At 62.8% G+C, this 2,180-nt stretch carries 5 protein-coding genes; all 5 read left to right on the top strand.

Translation table 11 applies throughout. From position 1 onward, the window contains the following. Nucleotides 1-121, top strand: a 121-nt coding sequence (rplF, locus tag EN994_RS28310; protein ID WP_127308004.1) for a 50S ribosomal protein L6, incomplete at its 5' end; no start/stop codon positions are given. Nucleotides 122-259: 138 nt separating this feature from the next. Beyond that, entirely contained in the window at nt 260-619 is a 360-nt protein-coding gene (gene rplR, locus EN994_RS28305; RefSeq protein WP_013531433.1) for a 50S ribosomal protein L18, read from the top strand. A gap of 148 nt (nt 620-767) precedes the next feature. Continuing rightward, complete coding sequence (gene rpsE, locus EN994_RS28300; protein WP_006333394.1) at nt 768-1,331, top strand: 30S ribosomal protein S5; 564 nt, start codon at nt 768-770, stop codon at nt 1,329-1,331. A 24-nt stretch (nt 1,332-1,355) separates the two neighbouring features. Then, nucleotides 1,356-1,553, top strand: a complete 198-nt coding sequence (rpmD, locus tag EN994_RS28295) for a 50S ribosomal protein L30 (RefSeq protein WP_006205449.1) — start codon at nt 1,356-1,358, stop codon at nt 1,551-1,553. A 22-nt stretch (nt 1,554-1,575) separates the two neighbouring features. After that, nucleotides 1,576-2,052, top strand: coding sequence for a 50S ribosomal protein L15 (gene rplO / locus EN994_RS28290; RefSeq protein WP_013531434.1), 477 nt, complete (start codon nt 1,576-1,578; stop codon nt 2,050-2,052). The last annotated feature ends 128 nt before the right edge of the window (nt 2,053-2,180 follow it).

The following is a 2,180-nucleotide window of genomic DNA, read 5'->3' as shown; positions in this document are numbered from 1 at the left end:
GCAGCAGGTCGGCCAGGTTGCGGCCGAGATCCGCGAGTATCGTGGTCCCGAGCCTTACAAGGGCAAGGGCGTCCGCTACGCCGGCGAGAAGATCGTCCGCAAGGAAGGCAAGAAGAAGTAGTAGGCCTGGCCTCGAGAAGTTGAAGACTTTTCGGAAAGGGCCAAGCCAAGAGTGTAACGCCGCGGGGAGCGGTCGCGGGAGGCGCTTTCGCCTACCGCATATGGCGGCCCCCGTTTTTTGAAGGCAAGGAAGACCATCATGGGTACCAAGGAATCCACGCAGCGCCGCGCGCAGCGCGTCCGTCGTCAGATCAAGAAGGTCGCCGGCGAGCGCCCGCGTCTGTCGGTTCACCGCACGTCGAAGAACATCTATGTGCAGGTCATCGACGACGCCAAGGGCCACACCATCGCCGCCGCTTCGACGCTCGAGAAGGACTTCAAGGGTTCGCTCAAGACCGGCGCCGACACCGCTGCCGCCACCGCGATCGGCAAGCTGATCGCCGAGCGCGCCACCAAGGCCGGCGTCAAGGAAGTCGTCTTCGACCGCGGCGCTTACATCTATCACGGCCGCGTCAAGGCGCTCGCCGAGGCTGCCCGCGAAGGTGGCTTGAGCTTCTAAGCATGATCCCGAAAAGTTGCAGACTTTTCGGATAAAGATTATGCGAAGGAAATGATTTCGCCCCCGGTGACCGTTTCCCGATTTAATCGGGGCGAGGCACCGGATCTTATCAGCAACCGTGCTTCCGGAAAAAAACAAGGAACAGGATATGGCACAGGAACGTAGGGATGGCGGCCGCGGCCGCGATCGTGAAGAACGCGATGACGGCATGGTGGACAAGCTCGTCCACATCAACCGCGTCGCCAAGGTCGTCAAGGGCGGCCGTCGCTTCGGTTTTGCAGCACTCGTCGTCGTCGGCGACCAGAAGGGCCGCGTCGGCTTTGGTCACGGCAAGGCGCGCGAAGTGCCGGAAGCTATCCGCAAGGCAACTGAATCGGCCAAGCGCGACATGATTTTCGTGCCGCTGCGCTCGGGCCGTACGCTGCATCACGACGTCGAAGGACGCTGGGGTGCTGGACGCGTGCTGCTGCGCGCCGCCAAGCAAGGTACCGGCATCATCGCCGGTGGCCCGATGCGCGCTGTCTTCGAGACGCTCGGCATGCATGACGTGGTCGCCAAGTCGATGGGTTCGTCGAACCCCTACAACATGGTTCGCGCCACCTTCGACGCGCTGAAGAGCCAGATGCATCCCAAGGATGTGGCTGCTGCTCGCGGCATCAAGTATTCGACCCTTCAGGCCCGCCGCGGCACCGCCGTTGCGGCTGAAGAATAGTCGATCTGACCAGGGATTTTGACCATGGCCAAGAAAGCAACCAAGACCATCACCGTTGAGCAGATCGGTTCGCCGATCCGCCGTCCGAAGGAACAGCGCGCGACGCTGGTCGGCCTCGGCCTCAACAAGATGCACAAGCAGCGCACGCTGGAAGATACGCCCTCCGTGCGCGGCATGATCGCTGCCGTCCAGCATCTCGTCCGCGTCGTGGACGAGGGCTGAGCCAGAGCGCAGGAGAAGTCAGATGAAACTCAACGATCTGCGTGACAAGGACGGCGCGACGCACTCCAAGAAGCGTCTCGGCCGTGGTATCGGCTCCGGCTCCGGCAAGACCGGCGGTCGCGGCGTCAAGGGCCAGAAGGCGCGCTCCGGCGTCGCCATCAACGGCTTCGAGGGTGGCCAGATGCCGCTCTACCGGCGCCTGCCGAAGCGTGGCTTCAACAACATCTTCGCCAAGAGCTTCACCGTCGTGTCGCTGGCCCGCATCCAGGTGGCCATCGACGCCAAGAAGCTCGACGCCAAGGCAACCGTGACGGCTGAATCGCTGGTTGCCGCCGGCGTCATCCGCCGCGTCAAGGACGGCGTGCGCATCCTCTCGGATGGCGAGATCAAGGCGAAGCTCGCCTTTGACGTCGCCGGCGCCTCCAAGGCCGCGATCGAGAAGATCGAAAAGGCCGGCGGTTCGGTCAAGCTGCCGCAGGAAAAAGCAGCTGCCGAGTAACGGCAATTTGAAGCGCGATCGGCAGGAGTGGGATCCGTTTTTGCTCACGATTTCGCTTTGATCTGCTCAACGAGGCGGCCGCGTCAACGCGGCCGCTTGCATGTTTAGAGCCCGGAGCTTATCTCGTG

The sequence above is a fragment of the Mesorhizobium sp. M7A.F.Ca.CA.002.09.1.1 genome (assembly GCF_003998555.1).
Taxonomy (GTDB): Bacteria; Pseudomonadota; Alphaproteobacteria; order Rhizobiales; family Rhizobiaceae; genus Mesorhizobium; species Mesorhizobium ciceri.
Note: the sequence above shows the minus strand (reverse complement) of the source record. Positions and strands in the feature narration are given on the sequence as shown.

Bases quoted from the DNA above. Each gene is read 5' to 3' on its own strand.
- rplR (WP_013531433.1), top strand. From the start codon at position 260: ATGGGTACCAAGGAATCCACGCAGCGCCGCGCGCAGCGCGTCCGTCGT.
- rpsE (WP_006333394.1), top strand. From the start codon at position 768: ATGGCACAGGAACGTAGGGATGGCGGCCGCGGCCGCGATCGTGAAGAA.
- rpmD (WP_006205449.1), top strand. From the start codon at position 1,356: ATGGCCAAGAAAGCAACCAAGACCATCACCGTTGAGCAGATCGGTTCG.
- rplO (WP_013531434.1), top strand. From the start codon at position 1,576: ATGAAACTCAACGATCTGCGTGACAAGGACGGCGCGACGCACTCCAAG.